The sequence below is a fragment of the Ochrobactrum sp. A-1 genome, from assembly GCF_022488005.1.
Taxonomy (GTDB): domain Bacteria; phylum Pseudomonadota; class Alphaproteobacteria; order Rhizobiales; family Rhizobiaceae; genus Brucella.
Map to the genome: position 1 here is coordinate 1,150,946 of NZ_JAKVQC010000003.1, position 17,095 is coordinate 1,168,040.

The following is a 17,095-nucleotide window of genomic DNA, read 5'->3' on the forward strand; positions in this document are numbered from 1 at the left end:
AGCAGATTGCAACCAGGTGTAAGAATTCGGAAATTCTTCTGAAGAAGTGTTTACTAAAACAAACGGGCGGTTAATACCGCCCGCCTTACTCGATTAAATAGTGATACTTTATAGAACCTTGCCGGGGTTCATGATGCCTGCCGGATCGAAAGCTGACTTGATGCGGCGCATCAGGTCAAGCGCGACATCCTGCTTGAAGAAAGCCAGTTCTTCGCGCTTGAGCTGACCAATGCCGTGTTCTGCCGAAATCGAACCCGTATAGCTCGCGACGATCGTGTGGATACGGTGGTTCAGCTCGTGCCATCGCGCAAGAAAGGCTTCCTTGTCAGCGCCTACCGGCTGCGAAACGTTGTAATGCAGGTTGCCGTCCCCGATATGGCCGAAGCAGACGATGCGCGCACCGGGGATCATTTCCAGCGTCGCGGCATTTGCTTCGTGGATGAAAGCGGGGATGGAAGCAACCGGCACGGAAATATCGTGCTTGATCGAGCCGCCCTCCGGCTTCTGTGCCCAGGACATTTCCTCACGCATTTTCCAGAAGGACTGCGCCTGCGCAACGCTTTCGCCGATGGCCGCATCCTGAATAATATCGCTCTCGAAGGCTTCGGTCAGGATCGTTTCCAGCGTCGTGCGCGCATCTTCTTCTGAGCGGGTAGAAGAAATATCGATCAGCACGTACCAGTCATGCGGGCTTTCGAGCGGATCGCGCACGCCATCGACATGGCGCACCGTAAACTCCACGCCCACGCGCGGCATCAATTCGAAGCCGGTCAGCGACGGGCCTGCATGTTCCGTTGCAAGCTGGAACAGGCGCAGCACGTCGTCTGGATTGCGCAGACCTGCATAGGCTACACCCTTGCCCTTCGGCTGCGGGAAGATTTTCAATACTGCAGCCGTGATGACACCGAGCGTGCCTTCCGAACCGACGAAAAGGTCTTTCAGGTCGTAACCGGTATTGTCCTTCTTCACATAGCGTAGATCGTTGAGAATCTCGCCCGTTGGCAGCACGACTTCGAGGCCAAGGCAAAGCTCGCGCATATTGCCATAGGCAAGCACTGCCGTACCACCAGCGTTGGAACCGAGATTACCGCCGATCTGGCACGAGCCTTCTGCACCCAGTGACAGCGGAAAAAGGCGGCCGGCTTTTTCAGCAGCTTCCTGAAGGTTCTTCAGAATGACACCCGCTTCAAGCGTTACCAGATTACCGACCGTATCGAGATTACGGATGCGGTTCATGCGACCCAGCGACAAAATGATGGCCGCGCCGCTTTCGTCGGGCTGCTGCCCGCCGACGAGGCCCGTATTGCCACCCTGCGGCACCACCGGCGTTTTCGTCTCGCTGGCAAGTTTCATGATGGCCGCGACTTCTTCTGTCGAACCCGGACGAAGAACAAGCGGCGTGCGACCATGATAGAGATCGCGCTGCTCGATGAGATAAGCGGCGAGATCTTCCGGCGCGGTGAGCGCATTCTTTTCGCCCACGATGGCGGAGAAACGTTCGATCAGAGCGGTGTCCAGCATAGTCTGTCTCTTACATAGGAGGATGTTAGCGCGGGGCCGCCGCGCGTTTCAAACGGTCGTTGATGGCCTCGCCGAGGCCCTCGAAAGGAATAGGTTCGACAGCAATGGTAGCGGTGCCTGTTGCATCGAGCCTGCGCATGAAGTCGAACAGATTGGCCGCTGCTTCGCGCAAATTACCATCAGCGCTCAGGTTCATGATCACCTTTGCCGCATCCGAACCGGCCACGCGCTGTGGGCCAAAGGCAAGCAGGGCTTCGCCCGGCTGCACCGAGCCGACATCAAGCCGCATCGCAGCATCAGGCGCATAATGCGACGCCATCATGCCCGGCGCCTGAATTGCCGACGTGTGGTCGGCGCGCACGAGCTTCTCGCCGATGACGGCCTCGATTTCTTCCGCAGCCAGTCCGCCCGGACGGAGCAGATGCACTTTATCGCCGTCAACCTTGACGATGGTGGATTCAACTCCGACGCCGCAAGGTCCGGCATCGAGGATCAGATCAAGCTTGTCGCCAAGATCATCTGCAACGGCACGAGCGCTCGTTGGGCTGATGCGGCCTGACGTGTTGGCGCTTGGCGCTGCTACCGGACTATCAAGCTCCTCGATGATATCGCGCACACGGCCAAGCGGCATGCGGATGGCAAGGGTCGAAAGCCCAGCGGTTACAAGCGGATGGATGCGACGATCTGTATCCTGCTGCGCCTTGAGTGGCAGCACGATGGTCAGCGGGCCGGGCCAGAATATTTCCGCCAGCTTGCGCGACAAAGCATCGAAAGTGACATAGCGCTCCGCCATGGCGATGCCGCTCACATGCGCAATCAGTGGATTGAACTGAGGCCGCCCCTTGGCCGCGAAAATACCCGCCACGCCCTCGCCGTTGGAAGCGTCGGCAGCAAGCCCATAAACGGTTTCGGTCGGAATGGCGACAAGACCGCCGCGCCGCAGCACTTCCACTGCGCGCTGGACTGCCTCATCATCGAATTTGACACTATCGGACACTGGTTTTCCGCCTCTCGGGCGTCCCAAGTTAAGCCCGTTCTGCCTACACAAGCTCAAGCGCCTGTGCAAGCAAGCTTGGACCATATCCGGGCACAATCGCGGCAAGCCGATCATGATTGCGCATGAAAAATTGCGTTTTGTTAGGTTTTTCAGGGCATGATGATATTATTCATGCGTGAGGTGAATAATGTTATCGCGATTTATCGCTATTTCGCTGACGGCCATCGGACTGCCCGCAATTGCTTCCGCAAACGGGGGTGAGCGCGCGCCATCGACCTATCAGGTCGGTTCCATCGATTATATCGGCTATGACAAGATCGGCGCCAACGGCCTGCCGGTCTGCGGTCCCTGCGCGCAAAAGCAGGCAGCCGAACTAGACGTCCAGCAGGCAATTGAGGCCCGCCGCAAGCGCGCCCGTGCCTATATGGCGCGTATGCAGGGTCAGCCAGTCCCGGACGATCTGCTTGAGCCAGCCGCTGCGCCAGCAGAAGACTTTGACCCCACAAAGCCGGTGCGCGTCGTTGGCGATGCCTGGGCCGGAGCATCGGACGAAATCGACCTCAGTTCGCTCGAACTCAGACCCAGTTTGAAATAAACAAAAATGGCGCCAGCTCTTCGTCCCTCATCATGAGGAGGCCCGCAGGGCCGTCTCGAAGGATCGAGAAGCCAAAATTGAAAGGCGCGACAAGCGCTGTGCGTTTTCCCTCAGCCCTTCGAGACGCCTCCCCTCGACAAGCTCGGGGAGCCTCCTCAGGATGAGGGAAAAAGGAACCGCATGCGGCTGATTATCAGCCAGCGATCTTGGAGAAATCCGCCACCTTGCCAGTTGCCGCACGAATCTGGTCGAGCAATGCCAGACGATTGGCACGGACATTCTCGTCCTCGTCGTTCACCAGCACCTTTTCGAAGAACGTATCGACCGGACCGCGCAGCTTGGCGAGCGCCAGCATCGCACCGTTGAAATCTTCACGGGCAATTGCAGCCTCGGCATCTTGCGAAGCCAGAGTTACGGCTTCAAACAATGCCTTCTCTTCCGCTTCGCGGAGAAGAGACGCGCTCACGCTTTCCGCAACCTTCGTACCCTTCTTCTCTTCAGCAGCGAGAATATTGGCGGCACGCTTGGTGCCAGCCAGAAGGTTTTTGCCGTCTTCCTCATTGATGAAGACGATCAGCGCTTCCAGACGACGCGCGACCAAAACCAGATTGTCGGCTTCCGGTGAAAGCACGGCGTCGATAGCGTCGTAGCGTGCGCCTTCTTCCTTCAAATGCACCTTGAAACGGTCATGAAGGAAGGACAGGAGATCGGCCAATACTGGCTCGGACGATGCTTCCGCCTCAGCGCGAACCTGCTTTTCATAGCTGGCCAATGCATTGTCGACATCCTGCTCGCCGTCAACATCACCGGAGTTTTCCCCGGCAAGCTTGGCTTCAAACTCGCGCAGCTTGCGCTGGACCTGACCTTCTTTCAGCGCGGCAAAGGCCGAACGGAAGAGCGGAAGCAGCGGGAACTTCCATTCCTGCGACAGCAGGAGACGGATCACGCCCAACGCTGCACGGCGCAGCGCAAACGGGTCCTTCGAGCCGGTTGGCTTTTCGTCGATCGCCCAGAAGCCGACCAGCGTGTCGAGCTTGTCGGCAAGCGCAACGGCAACCGAAACGGGGTTCTTCGGCACCACATCGGACGGACCTTGCGGCTTGTAATGTTCTTCAATTGCAGCAGCGACGGCTTCGTCTTCTCCCTGAAGCAACGCATATTTGCGGCCCATCGCACCCTGAAGCTCGGGGAACTCGCCCACAACTTCCGTGGTGAGATCAGCCTTTGCCAGAACTGCCGCGCGCGCAGCAAGCTTCGGATCGGCACCCACCAGCGGCGCAATCTGCGCAGCCAGTTCGCGAATGCGCTCAACGCGCGCACCTTGCGTGCCAAGCTTCGCATGGAAGGTCACATTCAGTGCATCCAGACGCGCCATGCGCTGATCGAGCGGCTTCTTCAGATCAAGACCGAACTTTTCCGCCGAAGCGGCCAGCTTGTCGAGGTCGGGCAGATCGTGCTGGTCGGTGTGCCAGAAATAGAGCGCATCCGACAGGCGTGCGCGCACGACCTTGCCGTTGCCATAGGCGATTTCCGTGCCGCCATCGCGGGCCGCAATGTTCGACACCAGAATAAACTTGTTGGAAAGCGCTTGCGCTTCACCCTGCTTGCGGGTGACGAAGCACTTCTGGTTGGCGCGGATGGTGAGGCGGATGACTTCCGGCGGAATGGCCAGGAATTCTTCCTCGAACTCGCCCATCAGCACAACCGGCCATTCGACCAGACCGGACACCTCTTCCAGAAGCCCATCGTCTTCGACCAGCTCAAGGCCGGAAGCGAAGGCGAGATTGTGCGCGTCTTGCGAAATGATTTCCTTGCGGCGTTCGGCGTCGAGAACCACGAAAGCCTTTTCGAGCTTTTCGACATAATCCTCGAAGCGGCGTACCTTGATTGCCTGACCGTCGCTCAGGAAACGATGGCCATAGGTGAGATTGCCCGACTTGATGCCATCGACATCGAAATCGATAACCACGGTTTCCTCGGTTTCGGGACCGAAGGTGCAGAGGATCGACTGTAGCGGACGTACCCAACGAAGCGAACCCGGCTTGGCAGAAGCCGCACCCCAGCGCATGGATTTCGGCCATGGGAAATTGCGGATCGTCTGCGGCACCAGTTCGGCGACGATCTCTTCCGCTGCGCGGCCCGGCTTCGTCAGATGGGCGACGTAGAAATCGCCCTTCTTCGGATCGGAATGCACATGGGCTTGAGCAACATCCGTCAGACCGGCCTTGCGCAGAAAGCCATGAATGGCCTGTTCCGGTGCTGTAACCGACGGACCCTTAATGTCTTCGTGCACGTCCTTGGAACGCACGGTGAGGCCGCGAATATCGAGCGTCAGACGACGCGGCGTCCAGTAGGCGGTCGCAGCTTCATAAGTAAGGCCAGCTTCCACCAGACCATCGGTAATCATCTTCTTCAGATCACCGGCAGCCTTGCGCTGCATGCGAGCTGGAATTTCCTCGGAAAAGAGTTCGAGCAACAAATCAGGCATGTTCTTTACTCGCCCTCACGCTTGAAATTGAAACCACCGGCATCCGTCAAAAGGAATGCCTCGCCGCACTGACGCGCAAGATTGCGCACGCGCAGAATATAGCTCTGACGCTCGGTAACCGAGATCACGCCGCGCGCATCCATCAGATTGAACACGTGGGATGCCTTGATGCACTGGTCATAGGCCGGGAAAACGCTCTTATGCATTTGATGATTGGCGTCAGGAGCAGGCGCGCCAGCCTTCAGAATAGCCTCGCACTCGCGCTCGGCATCGATGAAATGCTGATGCAAAGCCTCGGTATTGGCCATTTCAAAGTTGTAGCGGGAATACTCCTGCTCAGCCTGCAGGAACACCTCGCCATAGGTGACCTTCTCGTCGCCTTCGAGGCCGTTGAAGTTAAGGTCGTAGACATTGTCCACACCCTGCACATACATGGCGAGGCGTTCGAGACCATAGGTCAGTTCGCCGGAAACCGGTGAGCATTCGATGCCGCAGACCTGCTGGAAATAGGTGAACTGCGACACTTCCATGCCGTCGCACCAGCATTCCCAGCCGAGGCCCCATGCGCCGAGCGTCGGGCTTTCCCAGTCATCTTCCACAAAGCGCACGTCATGCAGGGTCGGATCGAGACCGATGGCGCGCAGCGAACCAAGATAGAGATCCTGAAGGTTCGGCGGCGATGGCTTGATGATCACCTGATACTGGTAATAGTGCTGGAGACGGTTCGGGTTTTCACCGTAACGCCCATCCTTCGGACGGCGCGAAGGCTGCACGTAAGCCGCTTTCCACGGCTTCGGCCCCAGCGAGCGCAGCGTCGTTGCCGGGTGGAACGTACCGGCACCCACTTCCATGTCATAGGGCTGCAAAATGGCGCAACCGTGCTCCGCCCAATAGTTATGGAGCGTCAGGATCAGACCCTGAAAGGAACGGGTGGGATGCATATGTGCTGGCAACGTACTGGACACGGGGTCGGGCCTTGTAATTGAAATGATGGCCCGGTCTAATTTGTCCGTAACGCAGGGTCAAGCACGGGCTGCCAGTTTCGGTGTCACACCACCTTGAAACCCGCAGCCTGAAGCTCTTATACCAAGGCGCCAAGATGCTGACGCATCACGCCTTGAAAAGTTCAACCGCCACTCAGGCTCAATCAAAAACCCATGACTATACTCATGGGTTTTTGATATTAGTCAGTTGTCGGCTTTTCTGGGGTCTTGTCGGACGGTGCATCAGGCGCATTCGACGGCGCCGGAGCTTCCGGCTTTGCCTCAGCGGGCTTTTTCTCATCAGGCTTTGCTGCATCGGCAGAAGACTGGCCCGGAATATCCGGCAAGCCCTTCTTCAGCTTTTCCTCGATCTTGACCAGATCTTCCGGCTCAGGCTTGCCAGCGATGGCATGGTTCCACTGGAAGGTGGCTTCCAGAAGGCGCCCGACACGCCAATAGGCATCGCCCATATGGTCGTTGATGGTCGGGTCTTCCGGACGAAGCTTGACCGCCTTTTCCAGTTCAACCACCGCCTCGTCATACCGGCCCAGCATGTAATAGGCCCAGCCCAGCGAGTCGACGATATAGCCGTCCTGCGGACGCAACTCGACCGCCTTCTTGATCATGCCCAGTGCTTCATCGAGATTTTCACCCCGGTCAACCCAGGAATAGCCAAGATAGTTCAGCACCTGCGGCTGGTCGGGATAAAGCTCCAGCGCCTTGCGGAAATTGGGCTCGGCCTTGTCCCATTGCTTCAGGCGTTCGTAGGCAATGCCGCGCTGGTAGAAAACCGGCCAGTCCTTGCGTTCCGGCGTCTTGATCTGCTCCACCGCAGCATCATAAATCTTCGCCGCATCGGCGAAATTCTTGTCCTGCGCATAGACACCACCGAGCGCCAGATAAGTGCGCATGTCGGTCCTGTCACGATCGAGCAGAATTTTTAGCTGCTTGACGGCTTCGGCAGACTGGCTGTTTTCCGCCAGATTGAGCGCACGCTGCATTTCAGCATCGCGGCGGTAAGGCGATTTCTCCGGCACACGGCCATAATAGTCGATGGCCTTTTCCGGCTGGCGCAATTTGGCGGAAATATCGCCCAACTGATAAAGCGTTGCGTCATTGTCCGGACGCAGCGGCAGTGACATCTGCAGGTAAAGCTTGGCAAAGGCTTCTGCGCCGCTGCGATTGATCGCCGTGCCAAGCGTATAGAGCGCTTCGGCAGTGCCTTCCTGAGCGGTTTTGATGAGGCGGCCATATTTCTCGCCCGCCTCGATCTTTTCGCGCATTTCGGTGATCGTCATGCGACCGTTCAGAAGTTCGGCTGCATCGTTCAACGTCTTGATCGCACCTTCCTTGTCTCCCTGACGAAGCTTGAAGGAGGCGTAGGCCATCACGATGCGTTCATAGGTGTCGGGGGCAGCGCTTCCGCCCGGCCGGTCATCGATAGCCTGCTGGTAGAAATCACGCGCTTCCTGCTTCTGGCCGGCAAGATCGGCTATCAGTGCGGAATTATAGGTGCGGAACAGGCCGTACCATTCCGGTCCCTGCATTTTCTGGATGTCGGCAAGCGCCTGTTTGGGATTGCCCTGCCCGACCTTTACCCATGCGCTCATGAAGCCGGTCGCGAGGCGATCCATATCGGATTGCAGCGACAGCATCAGAAGCGGCCCGACCTTGCGATATTGCTTGCGGTCGATGGCGTCGATGGCCAACGCCACACGCGAAAAACGCTCGATATCAGGGACGTTCTTCAGTTCTTCCGCCAGAGGCAGCGCATCCTTGAAGCGGCCTTCCGTCAGCAGAACCAACAGCAGATCCTGCTTGATCTGCGCATTGCCCGGATCGAACGCCATGGCCTGACGATAGAAATCGACGGCGGTAGCGAGATTATTGTCGGATTCGGCAGTACGTCCGGCAAGATAGGCTCCGGCAAACGAACCGGCGCGGACAGGAGGCGGTGTGGGATCGGTTGTCGCCTTGGCCAAAGCACCACTTGTCGGGATCGCGATCCCCGCCAGAAGCGAGAGCAGCAAACCATAAAGCGGGCGGTATTTCGATCCTTGCCGCATAAAGCCCTATCCTCTTCTCAAATCCCTGTGACAGATACCGGCAAGCAAACCCCAACTGGCTCAAAAGCCGGGCACGCTGTCTCTTTGCCGGAAAAGGCACCCCAAGCATGGCCTTTTTGGGATGGCGGGGCAAGAAAAGCATCCGTGATGGGATGCTTTTCCCGTGTATCGCTGGCCCGCAAGAAATGCTGGCCGGAGTTTGCAACTGTTGCCGGTTAGTTCACGCGGCTGATGCAGAAATCGATGACTTCGATCAGCGCGTCCTTCTGAGGCGTTGCTTTCAAAGGTGCCAGAGCATCGCGGGCAATCTCGCCAAAATGCCGCGCGCGCTGCACCGTGTCGGCAATCGCGCCGTGCTTCGTCATCAGGCCGATGGCTTTTTGAAGTGAGGCGTCATCGCTCGCACCGTCCTCGATCGCGTGCTTCCAGAAAGCGCGTTCATCGTCAGTGCCGCGACGATAGCTCAGAATCACCGGAAGCGTAATCTTGCCTTCGCGGAAATCGTCACCGGTATTCTTGCCGAGATCTGCTGCCGAGCCGCCATAATCAAGTGCGTCATCGACAAGCTGGAAGGCAAGGCCGAGATTGAGGCCGTAATCGCGCAGCGCAGCGCGGTCCGAACGCTGTGCGCCGGCAATGATCGGGCCGACTTCGCCGGCAGCCGAGAACAGCGCCGCAGTCTTGGCCTTGATGACCGCCAGATATTCATCTTCGGTGGTTTCCATGTTCTTGGCAGCGGCAAGCTGCATCACTTCGCCTTCGGCGATCACCGACGCCGAGGTGGCGAGAACATCGAGCGCGTCGAGCGAACCGACATCCACCATCATCTTGAAGGCTTGCCCCAGAAGGAAGTCGCCGACGAGAACGCTGGCCTGATTGCCCCAGATCATGCGCGCCGTGCTTTTTCCACGACGCAGATCGCTTTCATCGACCACATCGTCATGCAGCAATGTGGCCGTATGCATGAATTCCACAGCGGTCGCGAGGCGCACATGGCCGTCGCCTTCGTAGCCGAACATGCGGGCTGCCGCGAGCGTCATCATGGGACGCAGGCGCTTGCCGCCGGACGAAATCAGATGATTGGCGACTTCCGGTATCATTTCCACATCGGACCCGGCCCGGGAAAGGATCATCTCGTTCACCCGCGCCATGTCGGCCTTTGTCAGATCGACAAGCGGTTGAACCGATCCTTCCTGTTTCTTTTTACCGTCCAGATTCAGAACCACACCCAATGCCATTTCTCCTAGCTGCCCGGCCACATTATTGAAACGGGCCGGATTGCTCAAGACGCAACTGCCCCCAAAGCGCCCTCAAAGCGTTACTATTCCAACGCCTGTTCACCATTGAAGGAAGCTGTTGTCAATGCGGTGCATTCGCTACAAACTGTTCAAATGATCGAACTTATCCGTACGAATGATTCCGTTCTGCTGTCCTTTGCCGAGGCCTTGATGAAAGAGGCCGGGATCGCTTATTTCATTGCCGACACGAATATGAGCATCATCGAAGGCTCTTTGGGCGTGTTGCCGCGCCGCCTTCTGGTCAGCGAAGAACAAGTCGAAGAAGCACGGCAGATTCTGATCGATGCCGAGATTGAACACGAACTGCGCGATCAATGAATTCGGAAACAAGTTCGGAAAGCGAAGATGAAGCCGGAGAAACACTCGATGTGTTTCATCGTGGGGCATTTCATCTCGTCCAGCCCGCATTGAAAGGCCATCGTTCCGGTGTGGATGCGATGATTCTGGCAAGTGCCGTTCCAAACGGCTTTGCCGGACGCGTTGTTGATCTTGGCAGCGGCGCAGGAGCTGCCGGACTTGCAGTCGCCTCCCGATGCCCGGACACCAATATCACCCTTGTCGAGCGTTCAGCCTTCATGGCTGGCTTTGCCCGTAAAAGCATTGCGCATCCGCTGAATGCCACTCTGGCAAGCCGTATCAGCGTGATCGAAGCCGACGTCGTCCTGAGAGGCAAGGCACGCCTCGCCGCTGGCCTTGTCGATAACAGTTTCGACTTCGCTATCATGAATCCCCCCTTCAACGAAGCGCGTGATCGCAGCACACCTGATCCGTTGAAGGCGGAAGCGCATGTCATGCCCGAAGGCATGTTCGAACAATGGGTGCGCACTGCGGCCGCCATTGTGAAGCCCGGCGGCGGCATTGCCATCATTGCCCGGCCCGGCTCCATTTCTCCCATCCTCGAGGCTCTGTCGGGGCGGTTTGGCGGCCTGAAGATCATACCTGTCCAGCCGCGCCCCGATGCGGCGGCGATCCGCATCGTCGTGACAGGCACACGCGCAAGCCGCGCCGGTCTTTCGCTCATGCCAGCGCTCGTTCTCCATGGCAGTGAGGGGCATGGTTTCACCCCGCGCGCCGACGGCATCAATAACGGGCTCGACGCCCTTATTTAATATTTAGGCTGTGTCAGCACGACCAGATTGCGGTCCGGATCGCGCAATCTCAGGATCGTCGTATAGTCGGCGTTCTCGACACTTCCGGGGCGAATCCCGTCGAAGGAAAGGCGCGCATGTTCGGCCCGCACGTTGCGGACGATGAGCGTCAGCGTGCCGTGCCCGGCTTCCGTCGGGTTCTGGTAGAGCTGGAACCCCGCACTCGAACCGTGATGCCATTCAGCCAGCCCTTGCATCGGTCGCGCATCGGGGCCGCGATCAAAGATTGTGGCGAACCATTCCGTGCTGCGTTCGAGGTCGGAACAATTGAGCTGGGCAAAAATAGCTGTGAGCACCATCGCGGGTCTCCTCCCGGATCGGATAACACGGCAGCATTTCAGAAGTTCCGATGGTCCAGACCTGCTGATTTCATCATCATGCCGATTTTCGGCTTCGCCAATGCCGGTGGAAACCAAGAGCGGCGCACTGGCTAGTTCGGGCCTGTCGGCCTTGCAGCTATATTTTGCTGCGGCTGGTCACAAAGCCGAAAAACGACTGACAGAACCGACACGCCACCCGGAGAACAAAATTTCCGGGTGGTTTTCTTTGTGTTTCCCATATTGCTTCCTACATTTGCTGAAATTATTTCAGTCAGCAGGAGTTCGCCTTGCCCGGTTTATTGACGCGCCTTGTTCCGCGCCGCTTCCGCCCGGTTTCCATCGAGATACCTGTCGTGCGACTGCATGGCGCCATCATGTCCGGCGGATCTGCATTCCGTCCGATGCTTTCACTGGCGTCGGCAGCAGCAGTGCTTGAAAAAGCGTTCACCGACAAGGAAGCGCCGGCCGTTGCCATTTCGCTCAATTCGCCCGGCGGTTCGCCGGTTCAGTCCCGTCTGATCTACCGGCGTATCCGCGATCTCGCCGCCGAACATCAGAAGAAGGTCTTCATCTTCGTCGAAGATGTCGCCGCCTCGGGCGGCTATATGATTGCGCTGGCCGGTGACGAAATCATCGCCGATCCGTCATCCATCGTGGGCTCTATCGGCGTTGTGTCGGCCTCGTTCGGCTTCCCCGAACTTCTGAAGAAGATCGGCGTGGAGCGCCGCGTCTATACGGCGGGTTCCAACAAGGTGACGCTTGACCCGTTCCAGCCGGAGAAGAAGGCCGACATCGAGCGGCTGAAATCTCTGCAGCTTGAAATCCACGAAACCTTCATCGACATGGTGAAGGAGCGACGCGGAACGAAGCTTGCAGAGGACAAGGACCTGTTTACGGGGCTGTTCTGGACCGGCATCAAGGGACAACAGCTTGGCCTGATCGACGGGCTTGGCGACATGCGCAGCTTCCTGCGCAAAACCTATGGCGACAAGGTCAAGCTCAAGCTCGTGGAACAAAAGCGCGGCCTTCTGGGACGCAAGATGCCCGGCGTCGATATGGCGTTCGGTAATCTTGAACCGGCTTCCATTGCCGCGCATCTCGGCGACGGCCTGCTTTCGGTAGCCGAAGAAAAGGCGCTTTGGGGCCGTTACGGTCTTTGAAAAGACAATGCCAGCGAAAATCGGCGTCGATTTTCGCACCAATGCTTTGAATTTCTTCGTTTCACCATGATATGGTGTCAGAAAGTGGGGCGGGCCGCTTCCCGCCCCTTCATGAACATCCGGCATTTCGGCCGTTGCGATCCGGCAATCCGAACTGCAACCCTTAAGGACTTGAGGCCATGCCCCAGCTCATTTTTCTGCTGCTGATCATCGCCGCCGCCTGGTACGGCTACCGCTCGTTCAAGCGTGAAGCCTCGCGCGTGTCCCAGCGTGTGCGTCAGGCAGAGAAGGAAGCGCAGAACCGGGCGCATGGCACGTTGGTGCAGGACCCCAAAACCGGCGAATATTACGTCAAGAAGGACTGACCTTTCCATCAGAAGCAGTTGCCGAAGAAGCGGCGCGGTGGCTTGCCGCAGCCGAACCGCCATGGTTTCTTTAGAGCGGTTCCTATTTTAACAGAATCGTCGGAACCGCTCTAACTATTTGTTTCATCGCATTTTCCTGTGCAAAACCGTTTCACACTTTTGCTGGAAATGCTCTATTCCCGGTCCATAACCAGAAATGACCATTTCCCCGAAAACCGAAAAAACCGCCAATGCCGGATTTCCCGGTGCCGTGACGCGACTGGCCCCGGCCAAGATCAATCTCGCGCTGCATGTGACGGGGCGTCGTGACGATGGCTACCATCTGCTCGATATGCTGGTCGTCTTTGCACGTTTTGGCGACATCGTTCGTGTTGAACTTGCTGAAAAGGACAGCTTTACCGTCAGCGGGCCTTTTGCAAAGGGCATACCGCTCGATGGCGGCAATCTGGTTCTCAAGGCTCGCGATACCTTGCGCGAGTATGCGCAAAGGGCAGTGCCGCCCGTCGCCATTCATCTGGAGAAGAACCTTCCGATTGCGTCGGGCATTGGCGGCGGATCGAGCGATGCCGCAGCAACGCTGCTCGCACTTGATGCGTTGTGGGGCCTTGATCTCGGTTCCGAACAGCTCGCCACGATGGGGCTTGCTCTTGGTGCCGACCTGCCCATGTGCCTGCATGGCGCATCAAAGGGTACACCATTGGCTGCACGCGGCATCGGTGAGGACTTGACTCCTATTGCCGGATTTCCGGCCTTGCCCATGCTGCTCGTCAATGACGGAACGGCCGTTGCAACGCCCGATGTTTTTCGCGCACTCGACAAACGCGATCATCCGGCGCTGAACCTTGCTTCCCATGCCGATATCGCACCCCTTTGCGCCTATCTGCAAACAACCCGCAACGATCTTCTCGCCCCGGCGTTGAAACTTGCCCCCCGGATCGCTGACAAGCTTGAGATGCTTCGCGCAAGCGGAGCGCTCTACGCACAGATGTCAGGTTCCGGTGCCACTTGCTATGCAGTCTTTGAAAACATGGCAGCCGCCGAACAGGCAGAGGCGCGTCTTTCAGCAGAAAGACCGGATTGGTTCGTAATCGCGACCCAAAGCGTCCCTTCTCGAAAATAGTTTCTGAACGGATACCCCTCCGAAAGCCCGCAAATCGCCCTATTGTTCACTCACATTGGACAATATATTGGGACAGACTGTTCGCGCTTTTTGAACAAAAGGCCTCATACAACAGTTTCGTGAAGACTGATATACAACACAACTTATTGATTATATTTATTTATTTCTGATAGATTATCTACATTCTAAAAAATTGGCTGCACGAATGTGTGATTAAGAAAACATTTTCGTGACTGGAACTTTTACCCACTGTCACCCATTTGAGGTGCATCGGAACGACGAACAAAACGCCGCTCCACTTTCCAAGGAGATAGGAAAATGAAAAAGATTGTTCTTGCTGCTGCCGCCCTCGCTCTTAGCGCCGGCGCTGCCTTTGCTGAAAACCCACGCGTTGGCGAACCTGCCGATCTTTATGCAAACGACCGCACCCCGGTTGCTTCCCAGAAGGTCGACTACACTGCTCCCGCTTCGATCAGCCAGTCCTCGTTCCAGGACGGTTCGGCTCATCGCTTCGGTGACGCATCGCCTTCGAGCTACCAGAACTAAGCTTTCTTTAAAGACTTAGAATACAGGGCGTCGTCAAAAGCCTCCCAGCCGATGACGCCCCGATGAATTTCCAAGCTGGATATTCCTCCCAATCATTCAGCTTCCCCCAGTTATCTCCCCGATGGATGGCATGGTGCCACCCGGGAGCCCCGGAAAGGCTTCTATGCCATCCGAAGGAGCGATCATAAGGATTAAAAAAATGAAGAAGTTTGCTCTTGCTGCCGTTGCCGTTGCTCTTAGCGCCGGTGCTGCTTTCGCCGAAAACCCACATGTCGGCGAACCTGCCGATCTTTATGCAAACGATCGTACGCCAGTTGCAACGCAGAGCCAGAAGCTTGATTATACTGCTCCTGCCTCGATCAAGGCTCCGGTCTATCAGGATGGTTCGGCTCACCGCTTCGGCGATGCTTCGCCTTCCTCTTATCAGAACTAATCCAGTCGGCATGTCTGACGAAAAAGGCGAAGCTTTCAGCTTCGCCTTTTTGTTTTGTTCAGTCGTCTTCGGGCGGCAAAATAAGATGCTTGAGACGAGTTGGTCGCAAGCGCTGTGGAAGCTGATCCAATGCCACGCCGTCGAGCAGCAGCGGCCTTAGAATGTCCAACCGAACCAGAAGCCCGGCATCCAGTGTCGCCTTGTGTCCGAAGATTTTACGCACGGCACCAAAGCCGCCGTCTTCCGGCAGTGAAAAGCGCGCGGCACTGCCATCATTCTCGATGTGGCGGCGGAGAATTTCCTCCCAGCCGTCCTGCGGTATAGCTCCAGGATTCAAAAGTAGGACCCACGGCGTGCGGATTTCATCCAGCGCTGTCTCAATATCCATTTCGGCGTAAAAGGAGCAGCCCGCGCCCAGCGCAACGAGAGCGGTTTCATCCGACGATCCTCTGTCGATAACCGTGACACGGCGCAGCAAACCCTCCACGACAGCCGGTACCAATGCCGAAAGCGTGTGGGCCAGCGCTCGTTCTGAATTCAGAGTTTCGATGACGACGGACAACATGCGCGCTTCATATATCAAGAACGCATGAACGGAAAGCTGTCACGCATATGTTCTTGATTTGTTCTTATTCTTGCGATAGGAATAGATTCATCAGAACAGAGTCGCATGGCAGCACGGCACACGCAACAGAACGGTTTTTAGAGCGCATCCCGAAAAGTGTGAAACGGTTTTCGGAAAAGATGCGCGTAAAAACAAATGATTAGAGCGCCGATCTGATTCAATCAGATCGAAACGCGCTCTAAGCTGTTCTCCGGTTTGTTTTCGTCGTGATTGCACAACGCCCGATGTTTCCATTCAGGGAGACGAAGATGGAAGTGATCCAGCAGGCAGATATCATCAAGCAGGCCGACAGGGCTGCCTTCGGTAGCGGACGCGCGGATCACGCCAATGCGATGATCGGCGAGGCTGGCCTGCGCATCGATCACGCTCGCAGGCGCGGGCGCGGCGCAGGCATCAATCCGACCGGACGCTTTGAGCCGACGACGCGGCATGATTTCGATGACGGCTGGACCACGCTTGAGGAACTGCCGCCGTTCAAGACAGACGTGCAGATCGAAAAGCCGCGCACGATCATCACACGCAATGATTCACCCGACATCAATTTCGATCGCTCGATCAATCCCTATCGCGGTTGCGAGCATGGCTGCATCTATTGCTTTGCCCGTCCGACCCATAGTTACATGGGACTTTCTGCCGGCCTCGATTTCGAATCCCGTCTGTTCGCGAAGCCGGATGCCGCGCGCCTTCTGGAGCGCGAACTGGCCAAGGCCAATTATCAGCCGAAAACCATCGCCATTGGCACCAACACTGATCCCTATCAGCCGGTCGAGAAGAAATGGCGCATCATGCGCGAAATTCTCGAAGTGCTGGAGGCCGCCAATCATCCGGTCGGCATCGTGACGAAGTCTGCCCTGGTCGTGCGCGACATTGATATTCTGAGCCGCATGGCCGAGAAAGGACTGGCCAAGGTTGCCTTGTCGGTCACGACGCTCGATGCTCACCTGTCCCGCACGATGGAACCGCGCGCTTCTACGCCGACACTGCGGCTTCAGGCCATCCGCAAGCTGGCCGATGCGGGCATCCCTGCTTCCGTCATGATGGGACCGGTCATTCCGGGGATCAACGATCACGAGATCGAGCGCATTCTGGATGCCGCCTATGCACAAGGCGCGCGCGAAGCGGGTTATGTTTTGCTGCGCCTGCCGCTCGAAGTAGCGCCTTTGTTCAAGGACTGGCTGCTGCGCAATTATCCGGATCGTTATCGTCATGTCATGTCGCTGGTGCGCTCCATGCGTGACGGCAAGGATTATGATGCTGAATGGGGCAAGCGCATGCGCGGCACAGGCCCCTATGCATGGCAGATCGGTCGCCGTTTCGAGATTACCGCACGCAAGCTCGGCTTCAATGCGCGACGGTTGCAGTTGCGCACCGACCTGTTCGAACCGGTCGAAAAGGGAGGCAAGCAGCTTTCGCTGTTTTAGGAAAGACGC

17 protein-coding genes are annotated in these 17,095 nt (G+C 57.3%); 9 read left to right on the top strand and 8 right to left on the bottom strand.

Features of this window, described 5'->3' with window-relative positions; translation table 11 throughout:
• Nucleotides 1–108 precede the first annotated feature (108 nt).
• Together MKS82_RS07375 and MKS82_RS07380 are read right to left on the bottom strand one after the other, a co-directional pair.
• The gene (locus MKS82_RS07375; RefSeq protein ID WP_176037183.1) at nt 109–1,521 is read right to left on the bottom strand and encodes an FAD-binding oxidoreductase; all 1,413 of its coding nucleotides are present in this window, start codon (nt 1,519–1,521) and stop codon (nt 109–111) included.
• A 25-nt stretch (nt 1,522–1,546) separates the two neighbouring features.
• Complete coding sequence (locus tag MKS82_RS07380; protein WP_176037182.1) at nt 1,547–2,518, bottom strand: L-threonylcarbamoyladenylate synthase; 972 nt, start codon at nt 2,516–2,518, stop codon at nt 1,547–1,549.
• 187 nt (nt 2,519–2,705) lie between these two features.
• Between MKS82_RS07380 and MKS82_RS07385 the strand changes: the two genes are divergently transcribed.
• A complete protein-coding gene (locus MKS82_RS07385) occupies nt 2,706–3,113 on the top strand; it encodes a hypothetical protein (RefSeq protein ID WP_109986132.1) in 408 nt (135 codons plus the stop codon).
• A 193-nt stretch (nt 3,114–3,306) separates the two neighbouring features.
• Here MKS82_RS07385 and glyS read toward each other — a convergent pair whose 3' ends face one another.
• The 4 genes from glyS to MKS82_RS07405 all read right to left on the bottom strand — a co-directional run bounded on the left by glyS (nt 3,307) and on the right by MKS82_RS07405 (nt 9,882).
• On the bottom strand, nt 3,307–5,601 hold the full coding sequence (glyS, locus tag MKS82_RS07390) for a glycine--tRNA ligase subunit beta (protein WP_176037181.1): 2,295 nt from the start codon (nt 5,599–5,601) through the stop codon (nt 3,307–3,309).
• Nucleotides 5,602–5,606: 5 nt separating this feature from the next.
• Nucleotides 5,607–6,542 carry a glycine--tRNA ligase subunit alpha gene (locus MKS82_RS07395; RefSeq protein ID WP_176037289.1) on the bottom strand — a complete coding sequence of 312 codons (936 nt, stop codon included), beginning with the start codon at nt 6,540–6,542 and terminating at the stop codon, nt 5,607–5,609.
• A 242-nt stretch (nt 6,543–6,784) separates the two neighbouring features.
• The gene (locus tag MKS82_RS07400; RefSeq protein WP_176037180.1) at nt 6,785–8,650 is read right to left on the bottom strand and encodes a tetratricopeptide repeat protein; all 1,866 of its coding nucleotides are present in this window, start codon (nt 8,648–8,650) and stop codon (nt 6,785–6,787) included.
• A gap of 215 nt (nt 8,651–8,865) precedes the next feature.
• On the bottom strand, nt 8,866–9,882 hold the full coding sequence (locus tag MKS82_RS07405; protein WP_109986273.1) for a polyprenyl synthetase family protein: 1,017 nt from the start codon (nt 9,880–9,882) through the stop codon (nt 8,866–8,868).
• 159 nt (nt 9,883–10,041) lie between these two features.
• Here MKS82_RS07405 and MKS82_RS07410 point away from each other — a divergent pair, with 159 nt between their 5' ends.
• Together MKS82_RS07410 and MKS82_RS07415 are read left to right on the top strand one after the other, a co-directional pair.
• The gene (locus MKS82_RS07410; protein ID WP_109986274.1) at nt 10,042–10,266 is read left to right on the top strand and encodes a putative signal transducing protein; all 225 of its coding nucleotides are present in this window, start codon (nt 10,042–10,044) and stop codon (nt 10,264–10,266) included.
• Nucleotides 10,263–11,057, top strand: a complete 795-nt coding sequence (locus MKS82_RS07415) for a tRNA1(Val) (adenine(37)-N6)-methyltransferase (RefSeq protein ID WP_176037179.1) — start codon at nt 10,263–10,265, stop codon at nt 11,055–11,057. Before MKS82_RS07410 ends, MKS82_RS07415 begins: the two co-directional genes overlap by 4 nt.
• On the opposite strand, the gene MKS82_RS07420 is transcribed toward MKS82_RS07415, so the two are convergent.
• On the bottom strand, nt 11,054–11,395 hold the full coding sequence (locus MKS82_RS07420) for a VOC family protein (RefSeq protein ID WP_176037178.1): 342 nt from the start codon (nt 11,393–11,395) through the stop codon (nt 11,054–11,056). The genes MKS82_RS07415 and MKS82_RS07420 overlap by 4 nt on opposite strands.
• Nucleotides 11,396–11,703: 308 nt before the next feature.
• Here MKS82_RS07420 and MKS82_RS07425 point away from each other — a divergent pair, with 308 nt between their 5' ends.
• From MKS82_RS07425 to MKS82_RS07445, 5 genes are all read left to right on the top strand, one after another.
• Complete coding sequence (locus MKS82_RS07425; RefSeq protein ID WP_176037177.1) at nt 11,704–12,576, top strand: S49 family peptidase; 873 nt, start codon at nt 11,704–11,706, stop codon at nt 12,574–12,576.
• A 179-nt stretch (nt 12,577–12,755) separates the two neighbouring features.
• Nucleotides 12,756–12,941, top strand: a complete 186-nt coding sequence (locus tag MKS82_RS07430; RefSeq protein WP_006466164.1) for a membrane protein — start codon at nt 12,756–12,758, stop codon at nt 12,939–12,941.
• A gap of 196 nt (nt 12,942–13,137) precedes the next feature.
• Nucleotides 13,138–14,061 (top strand): 4-(cytidine 5'-diphospho)-2-C-methyl-D-erythritol kinase, encoded by a 924-nt coding sequence (locus MKS82_RS07435; RefSeq protein WP_176037176.1) that lies wholly within the window; start codon nt 13,138–13,140, stop codon nt 14,059–14,061.
• Between the two features lie 318 nt (nt 14,062–14,379).
• A complete protein-coding gene (locus MKS82_RS07440; RefSeq protein WP_012090790.1) occupies nt 14,380–14,607 on the top strand; it encodes a hypothetical protein in 228 nt (75 codons plus the stop codon).
• Nucleotides 14,608–14,806: 199 nt separating this feature from the next.
• Nucleotides 14,807–15,040: a hypothetical protein gene (locus MKS82_RS07445; protein ID WP_010658330.1), complete on the top strand. Its 234-nt coding sequence runs from the start codon at nt 14,807–14,809 to the stop codon at nt 15,038–15,040.
• Nucleotides 15,041–15,098: 58 nt separating this feature from the next.
• Here the strand turns inward: MKS82_RS07445 and MKS82_RS07450 are convergent, their stop codons facing one another.
• Nucleotides 15,099–15,605 carry a glycosyl transferase gene (locus MKS82_RS07450; protein WP_109986125.1) on the bottom strand — a complete coding sequence of 169 codons (507 nt, stop codon included), beginning with the start codon at nt 15,603–15,605 and terminating at the stop codon, nt 15,099–15,101.
• A 308-nt stretch (nt 15,606–15,913) separates the two neighbouring features.
• On the opposite strand from MKS82_RS07450, the gene MKS82_RS07455 reads away from it, so the two are divergent.
• Nucleotides 15,914–17,086, top strand: a complete 1,173-nt coding sequence (locus MKS82_RS07455; RefSeq protein ID WP_176037175.1) for a PA0069 family radical SAM protein — start codon at nt 15,914–15,916, stop codon at nt 17,084–17,086.
• Nucleotides 17,087–17,095 lie beyond the last annotated feature (9 nt).

Coding starts and splice junctions, on each gene's coding strand:
- MKS82_RS07375 (WP_176037183.1), bottom strand. CDS start 1,521: ATGCTGGACACCGCTCTGATCGAACGTTTCTCCGCCATCGTGGGCGAA.
- MKS82_RS07385 (WP_109986132.1), top strand. CDS start 2,706: ATGTTATCGCGATTTATCGCTATTTCGCTGACGGCCATCGGACTGCCC.
- glyS (WP_176037181.1), bottom strand. CDS start 5,601: ATGCCTGATTTGTTGCTCGAACTCTTTTCCGAGGAAATTCCAGCTCGC.
- MKS82_RS07395 (WP_176037289.1), bottom strand. CDS start 6,542: ATGCATCCCACCCGTTCCTTTCAGGGTCTGATCCTGACGCTCCATAAC.
- MKS82_RS07400 (WP_176037180.1), bottom strand. CDS start 8,650: ATGCGGCAAGGATCGAAATACCGCCCGCTTTATGGTTTGCTGCTCTCG.
- MKS82_RS07410 (WP_109986274.1), top strand. CDS start 10,042: ATGATCGAACTTATCCGTACGAATGATTCCGTTCTGCTGTCCTTTGCC.
- MKS82_RS07415 (WP_176037179.1), top strand. CDS start 10,263: ATGAATTCGGAAACAAGTTCGGAAAGCGAAGATGAAGCCGGAGAAACA.
- MKS82_RS07420 (WP_176037178.1), bottom strand. CDS start 11,395: ATGGTGCTCACAGCTATTTTTGCCCAGCTCAATTGTTCCGACCTCGAA.
- MKS82_RS07430 (WP_006466164.1), top strand. CDS start 12,756: ATGCCCCAGCTCATTTTTCTGCTGCTGATCATCGCCGCCGCCTGGTAC.
- MKS82_RS07435 (WP_176037176.1), top strand. CDS start 13,138: ATGACCATTTCCCCGAAAACCGAAAAAACCGCCAATGCCGGATTTCCC.
- MKS82_RS07440 (WP_012090790.1), top strand. CDS start 14,380: ATGAAAAAGATTGTTCTTGCTGCTGCCGCCCTCGCTCTTAGCGCCGGC.
- MKS82_RS07445 (WP_010658330.1), top strand. CDS start 14,807: ATGAAGAAGTTTGCTCTTGCTGCCGTTGCCGTTGCTCTTAGCGCCGGT.
- MKS82_RS07450 (WP_109986125.1), bottom strand. CDS start 15,605: ATGTTGTCCGTCGTCATCGAAACTCTGAATTCAGAACGAGCGCTGGCC.
- MKS82_RS07455 (WP_176037175.1), top strand. CDS start 15,914: ATGGAAGTGATCCAGCAGGCAGATATCATCAAGCAGGCCGACAGGGCT.